Raw genomic sequence first — 18,961 nt, forward strand, 5'->3', positions numbered from 1 at the left:
CGCATCCGAACCGCATCGGAAGGACACCGCATGACCAGGATCGAAGGGGCGACCGCGCTGGTGACCGGCGGTCAGCGCGGTCTGGGCCGCGCATTCGCCGAGGAACTGCTGGACCGTGGCGCGCGGAAGGTCTACGTCACCGCACGCCGTCCGGTCGAGGCCGAGGATCCCCGCATCGTGCCGCTCGCGCTCGAGGTCACCGATCAGGATTCCGTCGCGGCCGTGGCAGCGCGAGCCGGCGAGGTGAGCATCGTGATCAACAACGCCGGGGTGCTGCGCCCGGCTCCGCTGCTGACGGCCGAGATCGCCGATGTCGCAGCGACTTTCGATACCAACGTGTTCGGCCCGCTGCGTATCGCGCAGGCGTTCGCGCCGATCCTGGCGGCCAACGGCGGCGGCGCGCTGGTGGACATCCACTCGGTGCTGTCCTGGGGATCCGGCGCGGCGGCCTACGGCGCGTCCAAGGCGGCGTTCTGGTCGCTGACCAATTCGCTGCGCACCGAACTGGCCGCGCAGCACACCCAGGTGGTCGGGGTGCATCTGGGATTCGCCGATACCGACATGGTCAAGACGCTGCAGGCCGAGAAGATCAGTCCCCGGCAGGTTGCCCAGGCCGTTGCGGACGGTCTGGAGAAGGGCGAGAACGAGGTGCTGGTCGACGATCTGACCAGGCGCGTCAAAGCCGCGCTGTCCGGTCCCGTGGAAAACCTCGCATTGCCGATCGGCGGCTGAGCACTACCCATTCGCAATCCGCAGAGTAAGGATTCACCCATGCCGCTGTGGCAGATCTACCATCCGGTCGGGGTCTATTCCGACCGGGACAAGCAGGATTTCGCCGCCGATATCACCAAGCATTACGCCGATGTCGGCCTTCCGGAGTTCTACGTCGTCGTACATTTCCACGAACTGGCCCAGGCTGATTTCCTGGTTGGTGGCAAACCGTCGGCGAACACCGTGCGCATCGTCGTCTCGCATCTGGCCCGGCGAATCGACGACGCGCCGCGACGCAGGCGCATGACCGAATTCGTCAACGCGATCACCTTGCCCTACACCGCTGATCGCGGCTTGCATTGCGAATTCCACATCGAGGAGAGCGCTCGGGATCTGTGGATGATCGACGGGTTGTGGCCGCCCGAGGCGGGCAGCGATGCGGAGAAGGCGTGGGCCGCAGCGAATTCGCCGGTACCGGCCGATACGTAATCCCTCCCCTGGGAAACGGAAACGGCCGCCGCGACATCTCGGAAGAAGATGCCGCGGCGGCCGTTTCGGTGGCTACCGGGTCAGTTGCCCTGGAGCAGGCGGAAGAACGTGGAGTTGATCTGGTTGCCGTTCGGGCTGCCGATCGTGCCGCCGATGGCCGCGCCGATCGCGCAGCCGGGCAGGACGAAGAACCAGAAGCCCAGCAGGCAGCCGATGATCGCGCCGACCGCGCCGCCGTGCTGCACGCCCCAGACCCACTCGTTGATGAGCTGGTTTCCGGTGTCGGTGAAGCCGATCTGCTTCAGGGTCACCGAGCGGCCGTTGTTGCTGATGGCGGCCGCGACCGGAACGGTCTTGCCGTGCACCGACATCGGGATGGACTCGGTGGTCTTACCCGCGGCGTCGACGATGTCGATCGTGTGGGCGGCCGCATTGGAGATGAAACGACCCGCGGGCAGCGTCGCGGTGATCGTGTGCGCGGACGTGTCGTTCGTGGCGGAGACCACCTGGGTCTCGACGTTCTGCGGCTGCTTGGCGACCGGGGCCGCACCCGAGGTGCTGGAACCGATCATCACCGCGCCCGCGGTGAGGACGGCGAGGGCCATGCTGCGGCCGAGGGTCTGGATCGAAACTGACACGAGGATTCCTTACATCACTAAAGATTGTCGGGTCATGGCGAAAGGACGCCCCGAAAAAAACTTACGCCCCGTTCGACATTGCGCCCACACTATGTGGAAATCGGCCGCATGTAAATTGGTGGTGACACAATGTCCGGATCCGCGGACGCACCAATCGACGTTCTCGTCCAGTGGTTGTCGCAAATGTGCCATGAATTCGCTGTGGGCCGCTCCGAGATGGAGCGGCCCACTGATTCGCGCCTCACGAATGGATCGGGATCAGTCCTCCCCGGCGCTGATCGCCTGTGCCTCCTCGATGCTGTGCGGCTCGGGATCGTGATCGTCCACGTGCGCCAGGTACGAACGTCCGGCCAGCAGCACGATCACACCAACTGCGGTGCATGCCGCGCCGACCCAGAACGGCAGGGCCATGTGCTGTTCGCCGAGCTTGCCGGCCAGGTAGGGAGCCGCCGCGCCGCCGACGAACCGGACGAAGCTGTACGCGGCCGAGGCGGTCGAACGCTCCACCGGTGCGGAGATCATCACGGCCTCGGTGATCAGGGTGTTGTTGACGCCCAGGAACAGTCCGGCCAGGACGGTGCCGACGATCAGCACGATCTTCTGGTCGGCGAAGATCGCCATCACCGCGAGATCGGCGGCGAACAGGGCCAGCGCCAGGGCGATCATCGGCACGGTGCCGAACCGGCGTTGCAGTTTCGGCGCCAGGAACACCGAGGCCAGCGCGAGCATCAGACCCCAGCCGAAGAAGATGAAACCGATCGAATAGGTGCCCATGTTCAGCGGGAACGGGGTGTAGGCCAGCAGGGTGAAGAAGCCGTAGTTGTACAGCAGCGCGGTGATGCTCACCAGCAGCAGGCCGCGGTGCCGTAATGCCTTGAACGGCGCGGTGATCGAGGTGTGGTGCGTCGGTTTCGGAGCCTGCGGCAGTAGCACGATGATGGCGATGAAGGCCACGGCCATCAGCACCGAGACGCCGAAGAACGGTGCGCGCCAGCTGATTCCGCCCAGGACGCCGCCGACCAGCGGTCCGGCCGCGATGCCGATGCCCAGTGCGGCCTCGTAGAGGATGATCGCGCGGGCGACGCCGCCGGTGGCCGCGCCCACGATGGTGGCCAGCGCGGTCGCGATGAACAGCGCGTTACCCAGGCCCCACCCGGCGCGGAAGCCCACGATCTGGCCGACGGTGCTGGAACTACCGGCCAGCGCGGCGAATACGACGATGATCGCCAGACCCGCCAGCAGCGTCTTCTTCGCGCCGAAGCGGCTCGACACCACGCCGGTGATCAGCATGGCCACGCCGGTTACCAGCATGTAGCTGGTGAACAGCAGCGTGACCTGAGAGGTGGATGCGTGCAGTTGTTCGCCGATCGGTTTCAAGATCGGATCCACCAGGCCGATGCCCATGAAGGCGATGACCGAGGCGAAGGCGACGGCCCACACGGATTTGGGTTGTTTCGCGCGGTTCGGGCGGGTGGTGTTCGGCGCGTCGGCGATGTCGGCACGCGGAGACACAGTGATGCTCATCAGAGACGCTCCTGGGTGATCTGCTTGTTACGCGGCCGATTTCAGGGCTTCGAGCAACTCGTCCAGCTCGGCGCGCAGATGCGCGAGCCGGGCGGTGTCGAAGTCGGGCAATCGTGTCGTGAGGGCGGTGCCGATCGCGCGGCGGGACACGGCCAATCGGTCGCGTCCCGCCGGCGTCAGCGCGACGACCACGGCTCTGGAGTCGCCGGGATCTGCTGTGCGGCTGACCAATCCGGCTGTCGCCATCCTGCCGATCAGCGCCGTTGCTGTCGGCTGCGAGCAGCCGTCGAACCGAGCGAACTCGCTGACCCGCAGCGGTCCCCGCTCGTCCAGGACCGACATCGCACGCAACATCGCGTTCGGGAGGTCGTCCTCGCGGAGTGTGCGGGCCAGCCGGGTCAGCTGCGCCGCGGCCGAGACGATGTCGACCACGTGCTTGTTCCCCTCGGCGAGGGGTTCGGATTCGGCTGCCTGGTTCAACTGCACGGTTATTAATTTACATAGGCTAACTAAGTATGTACATAGGTTGGCTATGTAAATGGCTGTGAGATCCCCCACCGGCGAGCCGGGTGTGCTTGTTGCTCACGAGTCGGTGCTGGGGGACGGCCTGCGGCCGGATGCGGACCGTCAGCGCGGGAGCGCTCCGAACGGATCGGGATGTGGATTTCGCGAATCATCCCCAGGGGTGGTGGGTCTTGCATGGGCGGTGGCGTGCGGCCGGTCGGTAGTGTGCCCGTTTGCCTATGGCCGGAGAAATGGGGGCGACGTGCTGGAAGAACCGGAAGGCACGCCGGTGCAAGTGGCGGCATCTTCCGCCGTTCCTGGTGCCGGTGACAATTCGTCCGGTGGCAGCAGTAGCGGTGGTGGTCAGTCGAATTCCGGTGGGGGCCAGGGAAGTTCGGCGACAGGCGACACCGTGCCCAACGACAGCGGCTCGGGGGTGCACGTCGACCCGGACGGTCTCATACACCCCATCGCGATCGTCTCCAAAGCGGCATCCACCTACTCCACGGCGTATGCGTCTCTGGTCGGAATGATCTTGTCGGGCGCGCTCGATTTGGGGGATTCTGATGTCAATTCCGCCTGGAGCGCGTTTCTGATGGCGTGGCTCGGCGAGGTCGACACCGCCCAAAAGGCGCTGAAGGAACTCGCGAGTCACGTGCCCAAGGCCGTTCACGCAATGCAGGCCGCTGATACCAGCGGTGGTGGGTCGGTGAGTGGCGCCACCGGCCTGATCGGTGTTCCCCCGGCCAGCCTTCCCCCTGTCAGCTCTGCGCCGAGCAGCACCGGCGGGAAGGGCGGGAGTTCGTCAGGCAGCGCCACGAACGGACGGGTGCGTCCCCAGTGAGCGCCGTGCAGGTGCTCGAGGAGGCCCTGGACCTCCTCGATGTGTGCAAGCTGTTGCCCAGCTTCCTCCCGCAGGTGATCAATATTGCGCTGCAGCCGCCGACCCCTGGCGGTTCGCCGGAGCAGATCGCGGGTTCACCCCCGGGACACGGTGGAATGGCGCACATCTGCAACACGATTTCCGTCGATTCGTTCGGTTCGAGTTCGGATCTGGCGGCTGTCGCCGAAACTTCGCTGCCGGCCGCTTGGCGAGGGCAGGCGGCCGAAACTGCGGCCGAGGCCGTCCGGGCGGTGGGGGCGCAGGCGCAAGCGGCGGGAACGGCATTCGAGTCCGGGTTCGCCACGCTGACGACATGGGGAGAGCAACTGGCGGATGCGCAGCGCCGCGACGAGCGAGGGCTGGGGTTGCTGCGCCAGGCCAAGGGCCTGACTGCGGACGAGTCCGTCCTGGGCAGGTTGTTCGGGCTCTCGAAGTCCCAGCGAAAAGCGCAGGCGTTGGCCGACGAGGGCTGCAAGGATCGGCTGGCCGCGGCGAAGATTATCGAGGGTGCGGCTTCGGATGCCGCCGGCGTGCTGAATCAGCTCGCGGCGCAGGCGCGAGCGCGGCAGATCAACTCACCGGGCATCGATCCGCTCAGCGCGGTGGTGCTCGGATATTCCTCGGACTTCGGCTGGACCAGCGATCCGCTGATCGCCATCATGAGCCCCACCGCGCTCGCCCGCGCATCGCAAGCGCTGAACGCCATGTCCGACGCCGATCGTGCGGCGTTCGAGAAAATGCTCGCAGATGCCAAGTCACCGCAGGAGGCGGCCTATCTGTGGAAGGCGCTGGGCGCGGGATACAAATTGTCCGACGTGCAGAAATTCGACAAGGTGATCCATCCGCATGGTGATGATGACGGGTGGCTGTCCAAGCATCTGGATCCGCACATAAACGACATCTCCACCTCCGATACGGGTAAGGATGGCAAATACACGCTGAGCTACGCGGGGCAATCGAAATACTGGGTTGCGAACCCCGACAAGCCCGGATACGGCCACTACACCGATTTCTACTACCAGCTCACCAATGGCGACAAGAACTCGGGAGACTGTGTCGCCGCCTCGACCGTTATGGCACGAGCTGCCAATGACCCGGTGTTCATGCTCGGCATGACCACAGGACAGGGGCCCATGGCAGTTGGCGGAGCCAAGGTGGGCGATGACAGCCCGAAAGCTGTCCACAACCGGCTGGAGCAGAACTACACCAGCAACTACAACCTCAACAAAGGCGACCCGACGGCGAACGCCAACACTCTCCTCAAATCCTCCACCGGAAGCTCGTATCAGGATGTCTCCGTACACACCTCCGAGGAGCGAAAGGCGGCGCTTCCTCGCATCGAGGCAGCGGTCGACGCCGGAAAGCCGGTTCCTCTCGGTGTCTTTCCGACCGACCCGAAGCCGAACAAGGACGGAGTCGTCGTCGGCCACCAGGTGATGATTCTCGCGGCCAAGGGCGATGAACTCGAGATCTACAACCCGTGGGGGTTCACCGAATGGGTCACCAAACAGCAGTTCGTCGACGGACAGCTCGGTGAAGTGACCAACGCTACGCCGACCGGCGGGTTGGCCGATCCCGCCAGTGTCGAGTTGCCGCAATGACCGGCAGACGTGCCGACGAGATGGTGCGCGGCCTCGATATCGAGGCCGCGATCGTCGCGGGAATGCCGGAGGGGGATGCGCGCCGCACGATGTTCTCCGATGCCGCCATCGCGGCATCGCATCTGGCCGAAGCTCTGGGGGTCGGGCCGTATCCGGTGGAGTTCCTGGCGGACTGTGTGCGGTCGATGGGGCTGGGTGGGGCACTGGAGTTGCCGGAGCCGTTGATCGGTCCGGAACCCACCGCGCTCGTGCGGCGGTGGATGTCGGCTGCCGCCGGAACGAGTTCCAGCATCGAGCGCGACGAGCTGTTCGCGCGATGGCTCGAACGCGTCGCCATGCTGATCGCCGTGCGCAGGCAGGTAGCGCCTCCGGGCCCGGTCAACGACACCCCGGACGAGATCGGGCGGCCGGTCAGCGACGACGAAATCCACGAAGCGGTCCGCTCCGGTAGGAACACCATCTCGGTCCGCCCCGACGCCATCGGTGGCACTGCGCTCGGCTCTGGCAGTCCCGTGATCGACGACGCCGGTCCCGTGATCGATGAGGGCGGCATCGCGATCGACGAAACGCGTGCCGAGGACCGGTCCGACCAGGGCCGCCGCTGAGGCGGTGCGTTTCCTCGAGTGGGGTTGTATCGGGTCGGTGGTTTCGCATCGCGATGGCTGGGTTGTGTCAAGGGGGCGATACGTCACCGACAGGGCGCTGGGAACGATCACCGTGCCCGATGGCCCGCCACCGGCGTGGAGCCGATTCACCCAGGTTGGCATCCGTGTGCGGGGTCTGCCGAGTCCCCCGGGGAAGACCCGGTGATGCGCCCGCCGCAGGAGCCCGCCGCCCGGCCCGATCGGGCGGATTCTGTTTGAGCAGAGGACCGGCGGGAATTGCGAGTGCACACCATCCAACAACGTTGGGATACGCCATGATTGCACTCATCGGTTTGATCGTGCTCATCGCGGCCGTCGTAGCCGGAGTAGCCGCGGTGACCGGAAATATCGGCCAAAGCCATCTACTGCCAACAGATTTCACCATCTTCAACCAGCACTACACCGGCTCGGCCGGTGAGGTGTTCGCCGCGGGCATTGTCGTCGGCGCGGTCGCCGCGATCGGGCTGGCCCTGCTGCTGGCGGGGTCTGTGACGACGACCCGCCGACACTGGGCGACCCGCCGCGAGCTGCGCCGGTCTCGGCGTGAGGTCACCGCCACGCGGCGCGATCTCGACCGTGCCGCGCCCGGGAAGTCCGGGACCGGGACGTCGCGTCGGGCGCAGCCGCAAGGCTGACACCGGGTCCGCGGTGAGGGTGGCTCTGACATCTCGTCCAGCTGCCGACGCGGACATCAGCTTCCGTCATATGAGCGAGGGGCGGTCCCACTGCTGTGGGACCGCCCCTCATCACATGCCTGGGGCGAATCTAGGCCGGGCGGGCCAGGGGGCGGGGTGGCTGGCCGAAGAGTTGGGCGTCGCCGTGGGCGCGTTTGAAGAACAGGTGCGCGTCGTGCTCCCAGGTGATCGCGATGCCGCCGTGCATCTGGACGGTCTCGCCGACGATCGCGGAGAAGGTGTGCGAGCAGTGGATGCGGGCGGCGGCGATGTCCAGGGGGTCGGCGGCGCCTCGGGCGAGGTCCGCGATGACCGCGTAGGCGGCCGAGCGGGCCGATTCCACCAGGACGTACATATCGGCCATCCGGTGTTTGAGGGCCTGGAAGCTGCCGATCGGGCGGCCGAACTGGACTCGGGACTTGCTGTACTCGACCGTCATCTGCAGGCAGGCTTCGGCCGCGCCGACCTGTTCGGCAGCGATTGCGGCCCAGGCGATTTCGCGCAGCCGGGTGATCGCGGCCGGATCGCCGCCGAGCGCGCGCGCCGGGGCGGCGGTGAAGGTGATCTCGGTCAGGCGACGGGTCGGATCCATCACCGGCGCGGTGGTGCGGGTGAGCTCCGGTGCGGCCGCGTCGATTTCGTACATGCCGTCGGCGGTGACCACGATCAGGGTGTCGGCCGTGTCGCCGTCCAGAACATAATGCGCTGTGCCGTTGAGCTTTCCGTCGGCGACCCGAACGCCGGGCTCGTCCCAGCCCGACGCGCTCGCCCAGCAGACCGCGAGCGTGCGGCCGCCCTCGGCGACATCGGGCAGTAGCCGCTCACACGCCTCGGCATCGCCCGCCAGCAGCAGCGCCTGCACGCCCAGCACCGCGGAGCCGAGCATCGGCGGCGTATGCAGAGTGCGGCCGAGCTCCTCGACCACCGTGAGCGCCTCGACGAGTCCGGCCCCGATCCCGCCGTACTCCTCCGGAACGGCCAGCGCGGCCACCCCGACCTGCTCGCACAGCAGCGTCCACAGCGCCGGGTCGTATCCGGCCTCACCGTCGATCGCCCGGCGCAGCGTGTCGCGATCGCCGTGCTTGGCCAGCACCGCGCGCACGGTGCCGGCCAGTTCCTGCAGTTCGGCCGTGCTGCTCACGGTGTTCCTCCTGATGTGTTCTCGGCGTGGGAGACCGGGGCCAGGTGAGCTGGACCGACCTGGTGGAGCAGTTCGTTACGGATGCTCATGCGGCGTCCGGATCACGCAGCGCCGCGGCCACTCGCGAACGATGGAAGTCGGTTGTGCCCCAGGCCGATTGCAGGGCGGTGACCTTGGTGAGCCACAGCGACAGGTCGTATTCGGCGGTGTAGCCGATGGCGCCGTGGACCTGCAGGGCGATGCGCGCGGTGCGGTAGGCGGCCTCGGCGCAGGCGATCTTGGCGGCCGAGATGTCGCGGGACGTGGACGTCAGCGCGGCGTTGAACAGCAGAGGCTGGGCCATCTCGAGGCCGATCAAGGCGTTGGCCAGGTGATGTTTGATCGCCTGGTACTGGCCGATCGGCTTACCGAACTGGTGCCGCTGCTTGACGTAGGCGACGCTGGTGTCCAGCAGCGCCTGGCCCGCACCCAGCAGCACCGCCGCGGTGGCCAGGGCGCCCGCGTCGAATGCCGCCGCCGCGGCCTCGCGCACCGAATCACCCTCGGCCACCAGCTCGTCCGGAGAAACGGGGAACAGCCGGCGCGCGCGGTCCACGGACCGGATGCTCGCCGTGCGATGCGCGGTGTACAGCCGATCACCATCGACCAGCAGAATCACCTCGGCGGTGTCGGCGTCCACCGCGGGCTGGTCGGGGGACAGGGCCACAGTGCCCAGGGCCGCGCCTTCGGCGAACGAGCCCAGCCAGCGTCCGGCGAGTTTGCTGTCCGGAAGTGCTTGCAGCAGTGCGGGAATCGCGGCAGCGGTCTCCACCAGCGGGCCGGGCACGGCGGCCCGGCCGAATTCGGTGAAGGCGACCACCGAGTCGATCGTCTCCGCGCCCATGCCGTCGTGCGCCTCGTCGATCGCCAGGCCCAGGGCGCCCGCACCGGCGAGCTGCCGGATCAGTCCGCGCCCGCCGTGGTGGTCGCCCTCGCCCCAGTCGCGGATGATGCCGGGCGTCCCGGCCGCATCGCTCATCTTGCGCAGGCTGTCGGCGAAGTCCCGCTGTTCGGGCGAAAGTGCAAATCTCATCGATCGGTCCAATCCGGGTCGGGCGAGTTCAGCGGGGCAGGCCGAGCAGGCGTTCGGCGATGATGTTGCGCTGAATCTCGTTGGTGCCCGCGTAGATCGGGCCCGCGAGGGAGAACAGGTAGCCGTCGGTCCAGGTGCTCTCCTGTTCGGCGACGGGGCCGAGCAGTTCCAGGGCCGTCTCGTGCATCGCGATGTCCAGGTCGGACCAGAACACCTTGTTGACCGAGGATTCCGCGCCGAGCTTGCCGCCCTCGGACAGGCGGGTCACGGTCGCGAAGGTGTTGAGCCGATACGCCTCGGCCCCGATCCAGGCGTCCACCACTCGATTTCGCGCCGCGGTGTCACCGGCCCCGGTATTCGCGCGCCACAATTCGATGAGCCGGTCCGCGGTCGCGTTGAACCGGCCCGGACTGCGCAGCGACAGGCCGCGCTCGTTGCTGGAGGTCGCCATCGCCACCCGCCAGCCGTCGTTCGGCTCCCCGATGACGTCGTGATCGGGCACGAAGACGTTGTCCAGGAAGATCTCCGCGAATCCGGGCTCACCGTCGAGCTGCGGGATCGGCCGCACCGTGACCCCGTCCGCGGACAGCGGGAACATCACGTAGGTCAGTCCGCGATGACGTTCGGCCTCGGGATCGCTGCGGAACAGCCCGAATCCCCAGTCCGCGAACGAGGCCCGCGAACTCCAGGTCTTCTGCCCGTTGAGCACCCAGCCGCCCTCGACGCGTTTGGCGCCGGACCGGATACCGGCCAGATCGCTGCCCGCCTCGGGCTCGGACCACGCCTGCGCCCAGATGTCTTCTCCCCGGGCCATTCTCGGCAGGATCCGGTCGAGCTGCTCGGGGGTGCCGTGCTCGAACAACGTCGGCGCGAGCAGGAAGATGCCGTTCTGGCTGACCCGTCCAGGCGCACCGGCCGCGTAGTACTCCTGCTCGAACAGCACCCATTCCAGCAGGGAGACATCGCGTCCGCCGTATTCGCGCGGCCAGGCGACCACCGACAGCCGGGCATCGGCCATTGTGGCCTCCCAGCGCCGGTGCGCCTCGAAGCCCTCCTCGGTGTCCATCGACGGCAACGGCGTCGCCGGGACGTTGGCGCGCAGGAATTCGCGCACCTCCAGCTGGAATTGCTCTGCGGCGGAATCGAGTTCGAGATCCATCTAGTTCGCCTTGTTCTCTACGGATACGGTGGCGGTGGCCTTCATCGACTTGGCGTTCATGCCGCCGAGCGAATCCGCGCCGACCTCGGCATTGTGGGCGTGCGCGAAATGATGCAGTCCGAAGACCGAATCCATTCCCGAGCGCAGTCCCATCTGGTCCTCGCACTGGTTGACGGCCTTCTTGGTCAGTGCCAAGCCGAATTGCGGCATGGTGGCGATCTTCTCGGCGAGGGCGAAGGTTTCGGTCTCGAGGTCTTCGCGGGCCACGACCCGGTTCACCATGCCCCACTCGTACGCCTGCGCGGCGCTGAAGCGGTCACCGGTGTACAGCACCTCCTTGGCCCGGCGCGGTCCGAGCACCCAGGGGTGGGCGAAGTACTCCACACCCGGAATACCCATGCGCACAACGGGATCGGAGAAGAACGCGTCCTCGGAGGCGACGATCAGGTCGCAGACCCAGGCCAGCATCAGCCCACCGGCGATGCACGCGCCGTGCACCATCGCGATCGTCGGCTTGGGAATTTCCCGCCAGCGGCGGCACATGCCGAGATACACCTCGAGTTCGCGGGCGTACCGTTGATCGCCGCCGGGGCGGTCGAGGTGGTCCCACCACAGCGCGGCCTTGTTCTCGTACTGCACGTGGTGGTCGCGGCCCGGGGTGCCGATATCGTGTCCGGCGCTGAAGTGTTCTCCGTTGCCCGCCAACACGATCGCCGTCACCTCGGCGTCCTCGACCGCGCGCGTGAAGGCCGCGTCCAGGGCGTAGGTCATCACCGAGTTCTGCGCGTTGCGGTAGTCCGGCCGGTTCATCGTGACGACCGCGATCGGACCACGCCGCTCGTAGGTGACGACCTCACCCTCGTCGGGCACGGCGCCGGGGATATCTGTGCTGGTCACGAATTCTCCTCGCGTAGTTGCCGTTTGAGTACTTTCCCGGCGGCGCTGTAGGGCAGTTCATCGCGGAATTCCACGTAGCGCGGGACCTTGAAGTTGGCGAGTGTCTGCTTCGCGTGCGCGACCACGTCCTCCGCGGTGAGCGTGGAGCCCGGACGCCGGACGATGAATGCCTTGCCGACCTCGCCCATGCGCTCGTCCGGCGCGCCGATGACCGCGGAGTCCGCGACGCCGTCCAGGCGGGCCAGGGTCTGTTCGACCTCGGCGGGGTAGACGTTGAATCCGCCGCTGATGTAGAGGTCCTTGAGCCGATCGGTGATCTTCAGATAACCGCGCTCGTCCAGGACGCCGACATCGCCGGTGTGCAGCCAGCCGTCGGAATCGATCGTCCTGGCGGTGTTCTCGGGATCGTCGAGATAGCCGAGCATCACGTTCGGGCCGCGCAGCAGCACCTCGCCGTGCTCGCCGATGCGCACCTCGAACTCGGCGATCGGGCCGCCGGAGGTGTTGGCGACGGTCTGCGCGTCGTCGTCGGGCAGGCACATGGTGCCGAATCCGGCCGATTCGGACAGGCCGTACGCGGTGACCACGACGTCGAATTCCAGTTCCCCGCGCATTCTTTCGATCAGCACCACGGGAACGGTCGCCGCGCCGGTGACCGCGACCCGCAGGCTGCTCAGGTCGAACTCGGCGCGGGCCGGATGGTCCAGGATGGTCTGGTAGATCGTCGGGGGACCGGTCAGCACGGTGATCTGCAATTCGTGCACCATCCGCATCGCCTGCGGCACATCGAAACTCGCCTGCGGGACGATGGTCGCGCCGGTCACCAGACAGGCCAGCATCGCGGCCTTGTAACCGAAGTTGTGGAAGAACGGCGGGATGACCAGGTACCGGTCGTCACTGTTCAGCGTCGAGCAGGCCACCCACGCGCGCACCACGCTCAGCGCCTGCCGATGCGCGACGAGCGTGCCCTTGCTGCGCCCGGTGGTGCCGGAGGTGAACAGGATGTCCGAAATGTCTTCGGAGTCGACCGATTCCCCGCGCGCGAGCACCTCCGCGGCCGGGGTCTGCTCGGCGATCCGGGCCAGATCCGGCCAGGGGACGACGGTGTCGGTCGCCTCGGGGAGCGCGGCGTCCGCCTCGGCGGGCACCACGATGATCGTCTCGATGTTCAGATCCGGTGCGGCAGTGCGCAATTCGGCCAGTCGATCGCGCCCCAGGAAGGGGCCGGAGATGAACAGTGCTTTGGCGCGCACCCGCTCGAGCACATCCACGGCCTCGTCGGCGACGTAGCGGGTGTTCAGCGGAACCAGTGCCGCGCCGGCGTAGTGCGAGGCCAGCGCGGCCACGATCCAGTGGTAGGTGTTCGGCGCCCAGATCGAGATCCGGTCGCCGCGCTGCACACCGCGAGCGATGAGCGCGCCCGCGACCTGTTGTACCTGGTCGAGCAGTTGAGTCCAGCTCAGCTGCACCTCGCCGTCGTGGACGGCCGGTGCGTCGCCGTAGGCGCGCGCCGCATCGTGCAGGGCCCGGGGGGTGGTCTGCGAAAGGGTGGTCACGGGCGTCCTCCCGCGGCGAGCCGCGATTCGAAACTGTCGGTCTACAAAGCAAGTGCTTGGTAGGTTACTCTACCGGAGTGAGTGTGATCCAGACCCCCGATGCCGCGGCCGGTAGCGACACGTCCGCGGATGTGAAGTTCCGCGCCGACGTGCGCGAATGGCTGGTCGAGAACCTCGAGGGCGAGTTCCGTGAGCTGCGTGGACTGGGCGGGCCCGGTCGCGAGCACGAGGCGTTCGACGAGCGGCTCGAATGGGACCGCCACCTGGCCGCGGCCGGTTGGACCTGCCTGGGCTGGCCCGAACAGTACGGCGGCCGCGACGCGACCCTGCGCCAGCAGGTGATCTTCCACGAGGAGTACGCCAAGGCCGATGCGCCCAGCCGCGTGTCGCACCTGGGTGAGGAACTGCTGGGCCCGACGCTGCTGGCGTTCGGCACCGAGGAGCAGAAGCAGCGCTTCCTGCCCGGCATCCGCTCGGTCACCGAACTATGGTGCCAGGGTTATTCCGAGCCGGGAGCCGGTTCGGACCTGGCCGCGGTGACCACGTCGGCGCGGCTCGAGGGCGACGAGTGGCGGATCAACGGTCAGAAGATCTGGACCTCGCTGGCGCATCTGGCCGACTGGTGTTTCGTCATCGCGCGCACCGAACCGGGCTCGAGCCGACATCACGGCCTGTCCTATCTGCTGGTGCCGATGAAGCAGGACGGCGTCGAGGTTCGGCCCATCATCCAGCTCACCGGTACGGCCGAATTCAACGAGGTGTTCTTCGACGACGCCCGGACCGAGGCGAGTCTGGTGGTCGGGGAGCCGGGCAAGGGCTGGGGCGTGGCCATGGGCACCCTCACCTTCGAACGCGGCATTTCCACTGTCGGACAACAGATCCGGTTCGCCCGCGAGCTCGCCGACCTGGAGGCGGTCGCTCGCGACAACGGCGCACTGGAGAACCCGGTGATCGCCGAACGCATCGATCAGGCGTGGGTGGGTCTGCGTGTGCTGCGCGCGCATGCGTTGCGCACCTTGGCAACCGCGCACGAGAACGTCGACCCGCGCACCGCCGCCGGACAGGCGTCGGTCTCGAAGCTGTTGTGGGCCAACTGGCATCGCGATCTCGGCGAACTCGCCATGGACGTCCTGGGCGCACCGGGCATGGTCGCCCTCCCGGACGACCTGAACGAATGGCAGCGCCTGTTCCTGTTCAGCCGCGCCGACACCATCTACGGCGGTTCGAACGAGGTGCAGCGCAACATCATCTCCGAACGCGTGCTCGGCCTCCCGCGTGAGGCCCGCTAACCCTTGACCGGATCGGCCGCACCCGGCCGGATCGACCGATCGGATGTGAAGATCCGATCAGACCTGGAGGAATCACAGTGACCGATCTTTCTGTTGCGCCGCAGCCGGTTTCGGGGCACGGGCTGCTGGCCGGGAGGATTGCGGTGATCACCGCCGCGGCGGGGACCGGGATCGGATCGGCCACCGCGCGCCGCATGCTCGACGAGGGCGCGGACGTCGTGGTGTCCGATTGGCACGAGCGGCGTTTGAAGCAGACCGAGGAGGAGCTGGCCGCGGCCTATCCGCAGCGCCGGGTGGCCTCGGCGGTCTGCGACGTCACCAGTTCCGAGCAGGTGGACGAACTGATCGCCGCGGCCGCGAAAGCGTTGGGGCGCATCGACATTCTGGTCAACAATGCCGGACTGGGCGGTGAGACGCCGGTCGTCGACATGACCGACGAGCAGTGGGACCGCGTCCTGGACATCACCCTCAACGGCACGTTCCGCTGCACCCGCGCGGCCCTGAAGTACTTCCGCGAGGCCGGGCACGGCGGCGTCATCGTCAACAACGCCAGCGTCCTGGGCTGGCGCGCCCAGCACGGCCAGGCCCACTACGCCGCCGCCAAGGCCGGTGTCATGGCCCTGACCCGCTGCAGCGCGGTGGAAGCCGCCGACCTGGGCGTTCGCATCAACGCCGTCGCGCCCAGCATCGCCCGCCATCCCTTCCTGGACAAGGTCTCCTCCAGCGAACTCCTCGACCGACTCTCCGCCGGCGAAGCCTTCGGCCGCGCCGCCGAACCCTGGGAGGTGGCCGCCACCATCGCCATGCTCGCCAGCGACTACACCTCGTACATGACGGGCGAGGTCGTCTCGGTCAGCAGCCAACGGGCCTGATCTGTCGCCAGGACGCGTCCTTTTCGAACGATTCGACGACGTTCGACACTGTTTCGGCGAAGTTCGGGGAAGATATGATCGAACGTGCTCCTCGAGGTACCGCTGCTGACGTGGCGTGCTCGCTCAGGCGTCGCAGTGGTGGCGACATATTCGACCGCGCGATGTATCAGCCGTTTCGATCAGCGGTCGCACACAAACTCGCAATCACAGAACGGAGAAATCTATGCCTGTGCGCGATACGCCCTGGTCCGCGGGAACCCCGTGTTGGGTCGACTGCCAGGTCGATGACCCGGCCAAGGCGAGCGAGTTCTACTCCACCCTGTTCGGCTGGCAGATCCAGGGGGGTGAAGCGGAAGCCGGCGGATATCTGATGGCGTCGAAGGACGGCAGATCCGCCGCCGGGATCGGCCCGAAGCCGCAGCCCGGAATGCCTTCGGTGTGGACCACGTATTTCGCGACCGATGACAGCGACAGTCTGGCCACTCGGATCACCGCGGCGGGCGGCCAGGTACTGATGCCTCCGTTCGACGTACTCGACGCGGGTCGAATGGCGGTTGTCGCCGATACCACCGGCGGCGTTTTCGGCATCTGGCAGGCACGCGCACACCACGGCGCCGGCGTCTACAACGAGCACGGCACCTACTGCTGGAACGAATTGCACACCCGGCAGCTCGACACCGCGAAACAGTTCTACGCCGACGTCTTCGACTACACGTATACCGACGCCGGGGACGGCACGAATATGCGATACGTGATGTTCACCCCGCCCGGCGGTACCGAGGCCGTGGGCGGCATGAACGACGACTCCCTCATGCCCGGCGATCCGATGCCGACCCACTGGCTGACCTGGTTCCAGTTCGACGGCGTCGACACCGCCGTGGAACGGGTGGCGGAGTTGGGCGGGACGATACTGATGCCCACGGCCGATTCACCGTTCGGCCGGATGGCGATGGTCGCGGGGCCGCAGGGTGAGGTATTCGGTCTCATCGACACATCGGTCCGCGCGGGTTAGCGCCCGGTCGCGACAGTCGTAGAGGAGGGCCGTACCGGCGTATCGGTACGGCCCTCAACCCTTTTCGACTCCGATCGCACATGCGGTAGGCGGTCGGACGGATCCGGCGACGGTCAGCAGCAGTCGTCGCCGCGCCAGGACTGCACACCCTGCCAGACCGCCGCACCCGCCACGCCGAGGCCGACGATCGAGTCGAGCCACCAGCCGCCACTCCACACCGATGTGAGCGCCAGAGCGGCCAGGACGGCGGCGGCCTGGATGGCGCACAGGTAGTTCTGGGTTCCCTCACCGGCGGTCGCCGCGGAATCCAAGCGGACGGCCAGGCGATGCTTCGCGCGCCCGAGCAGGGGCATGGCCACCAGTGACAGTGCGGTCACGACTATTCCGAGCGCTGTGGCTTCGGATCGATGCTCACCCAGCAGATTTCGCACGGATTCGATGGCGATATACGGAGCGAGTAGCCAAAACGACACGGCCACAAGCTTTTGCGCAGTCCGCTCGGCGGTTTCGGACATGGTCCGCTCACCGGTGAACCGCCACACCACGATCACACTGGCCATACCCTCGACCACGCTGCCCAGCGCCCAGCCGAGCAATGCGATCGACCCGGCCGCCACCCCCTGCCACAGCCCGATCACGCCCTCGGCGAGCATCCACACCAGGCTCACCCAGGCCAGAGCGCGCGCCCATCGCGCGGCACGATGCCACGCCGCATCCTTGACGACCGGTGCGGCACACGAACTTCCGCAGCAGCTCTGCGTCGCCATCAGGTTCGTGCTCGCATCCACCTCGCTCACGACTCCACCTCGCTGGCGCTCGGCTCCATCGTGCGCGAGGCGCGCTGTGCCGACGGTTCGCTGCGCTGCGCTCCGCTCACGACACCTCCCGCGCACAGCACGAATCGATGCCGTATTCGGGGCACAACGCGACGGCGTTCCCGGTCGCGGCCAGCACGGCCTCCGCCGAGGACAACATCTGCACCAGCTCCGGGCGGGTCAACCGGAACAGTGATGCCCGCCCGACCGGCTCCGAATCCACCAGACCGCAATCACGCAGGCAGACAAGATGTTTCGACACCGTCGACTGCGCCAGACCGACGGCCTTGACCAGATCGGTCACCCGGGTCGGACCCGCCGCCAACCGTCGCACGATCGCCAATCTGGCCGGATCGCCCAACGACCGGAACAGTGCCGCAGCGGGAATCAACTCCACCCGCTCGACATCGATATCAGACGCTTTCATCGTCATGCAGCGATGTTATACCTGGCGGTCCTTGTGTACCAAGAGTCGGGTGCGGCGGCCGGACTTGCCGCCGCGGCTTGCGAACGCCCCGAAGGCAGTCGAAACCGCTGGCTGGCGGCCGAATCGCCGTGCGCCGCGATGTGAACGGCCGCCGATTACGCCTGCGGAGCGGTGCGGTTCGCGTTGATCTCGTCGCGGTGCGCCATGGCCCACTCGGCGAGGGAGACCAGCAGCGGCAGCAGGGTGCGCCCTAGCTCGGTCAACTCGTACTCGACCCGGGGCGGCACCTCCGCGTAGGCCGTGCGACCGACCAGGCCGTCCTCGACCAGGTGCGCGAGCGTCAGGGTGAGCATCCGCTGCGAGATGCCCGCCACGGCTTCGCGCAGTTCGCCGAATCGCAGCGGTCCCTCGCGCAGGGTGCCGATCACCAGCAGACTCCACTTGTCGCCGATGCGATCGAGCACCTCCCGGACCGCACCGCCGTCGGGTATTCGCACCGTCTTTCGTGTGACTTGCGTCATACCCGAGCTTCCTTCCTGGATACATACATCGATGTGCCTTTTGTCGCCGCATCGACGCTCACCCACGATATGACCACGTGCCAACGTGAGGATCGGTGAATACGGTGAATATCGCAGTGTGGATCGCGCAGGGCCTGCTCGCGTTCGTGTATCTCGTCGCGGGCGGATTGAAGCTCGTCCGCTCGCGCGAGCAACTCGCGGCGACGGGCCGGCTGGACTGGATGAAGGACAACTCGGATGCGGTCGTGCGGGCGGTCGGCGCGATCGAAGTGCTCGGGGCGCTGGGCGTGATCCTGCCCGCGGCGACCGGCATCGCGCCCATTCTGACTCCGATCGCCGCGGTCGGGCTGGTCATCGTGCAGATCGGCGCGTTGCGGGTGCACCTGACCCGCAACGAGCGACAACCCGTGCCCGCCAACGTGATTCTCCTGCTGCTCGCGGCCTTCGTCGCGATCGGACGTTTCGCGAGCTGACCTCGGCACACCGGATCATGCCCCGGGTTCGAGGCGGCAGGTGAATCGGTCGAACACCG

Annotated in this window: 21 protein-coding genes; 10 read left to right on the forward strand and 11 right to left on the reverse strand. The window is 67.2% G+C overall.

The genetic code is table 11. The features are described from left to right. The first annotated feature begins 30 nt into the window (after positions 1-30). Both ON40_RS02190 and ON40_RS02195 read left to right on the forward strand, forming a co-directional pair. Positions 31-732: an SDR family oxidoreductase gene (locus ON40_RS02190; protein ID WP_040817906.1), complete on the forward strand. Its 702-nt coding sequence runs from the start codon at positions 31-33 to the stop codon at positions 730-732. A 39-nt stretch (positions 733-771) separates the two neighbouring features. Next, the gene (locus ON40_RS02195; protein WP_040817908.1) at positions 772-1,200 is read left to right on the forward strand and encodes a tautomerase family protein; all 429 of its coding nucleotides are present in this window, start codon (positions 772-774) and stop codon (positions 1,198-1,200) included. 80 nt (positions 1,201-1,280) lie between these two features. Here ON40_RS02195 and ON40_RS02200 read toward each other — a convergent pair whose 3' ends face one another. The 3 genes from ON40_RS02200 to ON40_RS02210 form a co-directional block, all read right to left on the reverse strand. Further along, positions 1,281-1,838 (reverse strand): DUF8020 domain-containing protein, encoded by a 558-nt coding sequence (locus ON40_RS02200; protein ID WP_157186165.1) that lies wholly within the window; start codon positions 1,836-1,838, stop codon positions 1,281-1,283. Between the two features lie 258 nt (positions 1,839-2,096). Then, positions 2,097-3,362: an MFS transporter gene (locus ON40_RS02205; protein ID WP_040817912.1), complete on the reverse strand. Its 1,266-nt coding sequence runs from the start codon at positions 3,360-3,362 to the stop codon at positions 2,097-2,099. Positions 3,363-3,389: 27 nt separating this feature from the next. Then, positions 3,390-3,848, reverse strand: a complete 459-nt coding sequence (locus ON40_RS02210) for a MarR family winged helix-turn-helix transcriptional regulator (RefSeq protein ID WP_040817914.1) — start codon at positions 3,846-3,848, stop codon at positions 3,390-3,392. A gap of 280 nt (positions 3,849-4,128) precedes the next feature. Between ON40_RS02210 and ON40_RS02215 the strand changes: the two genes are divergently transcribed. From ON40_RS02215 to ON40_RS02230, 4 genes are all read left to right on the forward strand, one after another. Then, on the forward strand, positions 4,129-4,710 hold the full coding sequence (locus ON40_RS02215) for a hypothetical protein (protein ID WP_157186166.1): 582 nt from the start codon (positions 4,129-4,131) through the stop codon (positions 4,708-4,710). A gap of 290 nt (positions 4,711-5,000) precedes the next feature. Then, positions 5,001-6,350, forward strand: coding sequence for a hypothetical protein (locus ON40_RS02220; RefSeq protein ID WP_157186167.1), 1,350 nt, complete (start codon positions 5,001-5,003; stop codon positions 6,348-6,350). Beyond that, positions 6,347-6,955, forward strand: coding sequence for a hypothetical protein (locus tag ON40_RS53680; RefSeq protein ID WP_063712925.1), 609 nt, complete (start codon positions 6,347-6,349; stop codon positions 6,953-6,955). The genes ON40_RS02220 and ON40_RS53680 overlap by 4 nt, the downstream gene beginning before the upstream one ends. A 314-nt stretch (positions 6,956-7,269) precedes the next feature. After that, a complete protein-coding gene (locus ON40_RS02230) occupies positions 7,270-7,629 on the forward strand; it encodes a hypothetical protein (RefSeq protein ID WP_063712926.1) in 360 nt (119 codons plus the stop codon). Between the two features lie 130 nt (positions 7,630-7,759). On the opposite strand, the gene ON40_RS02235 is transcribed toward ON40_RS02230, so the two are convergent. The 5 genes from ON40_RS02235 to ON40_RS02255 all read right to left on the reverse strand — a co-directional run bounded on the left by ON40_RS02235 (position 7,760) and on the right by ON40_RS02255 (position 13,493). Beyond that, positions 7,760-8,809 (reverse strand): acyl-CoA dehydrogenase family protein, encoded by a 1,050-nt coding sequence (locus ON40_RS02235; protein ID WP_051192573.1) that lies wholly within the window; start codon positions 8,807-8,809, stop codon positions 7,760-7,762. A gap of 85 nt (positions 8,810-8,894) precedes the next feature. Next, the gene (locus ON40_RS02240) at positions 8,895-9,881 is read right to left on the reverse strand and encodes an acyl-CoA dehydrogenase family protein (protein WP_040817918.1); all 987 of its coding nucleotides are present in this window, start codon (positions 9,879-9,881) and stop codon (positions 8,895-8,897) included. 28 nt (positions 9,882-9,909) lie between these two features. Then, entirely contained in the window at positions 9,910-11,040 is a 1,131-nt protein-coding gene (locus ON40_RS02245) for an acyl-CoA dehydrogenase family protein (RefSeq protein ID WP_040817920.1), read from the reverse strand. Then, a complete protein-coding gene (locus ON40_RS02250) occupies positions 11,041-11,937 on the reverse strand; it encodes an enoyl-CoA hydratase (protein WP_051192576.1) in 897 nt (298 codons plus the stop codon). Beyond that, positions 11,934-13,493, reverse strand: a complete 1,560-nt coding sequence (locus ON40_RS02255) for a FadD3 family acyl-CoA ligase (protein ID WP_040817921.1) — start codon at positions 13,491-13,493, stop codon at positions 11,934-11,936. The genes ON40_RS02250 and ON40_RS02255 overlap by 4 nt, the downstream gene beginning before the upstream one ends. Positions 13,494-13,570: 77 nt before the next feature. Between ON40_RS02255 and ON40_RS02260 the strand changes: the two genes are divergently transcribed. The 3 genes from ON40_RS02260 (at position 13,571) to ON40_RS02270 (ending at position 16,666) form a co-directional block, all read left to right on the forward strand. Continuing rightward, positions 13,571-14,782, forward strand: a complete 1,212-nt coding sequence (locus tag ON40_RS02260; RefSeq protein ID WP_051192578.1) for an acyl-CoA dehydrogenase family protein — start codon at positions 13,571-13,573, stop codon at positions 14,780-14,782. Positions 14,783-14,853: 71 nt separating this feature from the next. Beyond that, positions 14,854-15,654, forward strand: a complete 801-nt coding sequence (locus ON40_RS02265; protein ID WP_174434996.1) for an SDR family oxidoreductase — start codon at positions 14,854-14,856, stop codon at positions 15,652-15,654. Positions 15,655-15,877: 223 nt separating this feature from the next. Next, positions 15,878-16,666: a VOC family protein gene (locus ON40_RS02270; RefSeq protein ID WP_040817924.1), complete on the forward strand. Its 789-nt coding sequence runs from the start codon at positions 15,878-15,880 to the stop codon at positions 16,664-16,666. A 113-nt stretch (positions 16,667-16,779) separates the two neighbouring features. Here ON40_RS02270 and ON40_RS02275 read toward each other — a convergent pair whose 3' ends face one another. From ON40_RS02275 to ON40_RS02285, 3 genes are all read right to left on the reverse strand, one after another. Next, the gene (locus ON40_RS02275; RefSeq protein ID WP_040818082.1) at positions 16,780-17,433 is read right to left on the reverse strand and encodes a cation efflux transmembrane domain-containing protein; all 654 of its coding nucleotides are present in this window, start codon (positions 17,431-17,433) and stop codon (positions 16,780-16,782) included. A 106-nt stretch (positions 17,434-17,539) separates the two neighbouring features. Beyond that, positions 17,540-17,914, reverse strand: a complete 375-nt coding sequence (locus ON40_RS02280; protein ID WP_085997625.1) for an ArsR/SmtB family transcription factor — start codon at positions 17,912-17,914, stop codon at positions 17,540-17,542. 149 nt (positions 17,915-18,063) lie between these two features. After that, on the reverse strand, positions 18,064-18,429 hold the full coding sequence (locus ON40_RS02285; RefSeq protein WP_040817925.1) for a winged helix-turn-helix transcriptional regulator: 366 nt from the start codon (positions 18,427-18,429) through the stop codon (positions 18,064-18,066). Between the two features lie 104 nt (positions 18,430-18,533). On the opposite strand from ON40_RS02285, the gene ON40_RS02290 reads away from it, so the two are divergent. Then, complete coding sequence (locus ON40_RS02290) at positions 18,534-18,902, forward strand: DoxX family protein (RefSeq protein WP_040817926.1); 369 nt, start codon at positions 18,534-18,536, stop codon at positions 18,900-18,902. Positions 18,903-18,961: the final 59 nt, after the last annotated feature.

Origin of the sequence: Nocardia jiangxiensis NBRC 101359, assembly GCF_000308615.1 — a bacterium.
GTDB classification, from domain to species: domain Bacteria; phylum Actinomycetota; class Actinomycetes; order Mycobacteriales; family Mycobacteriaceae; genus Nocardia; species Nocardia jiangxiensis.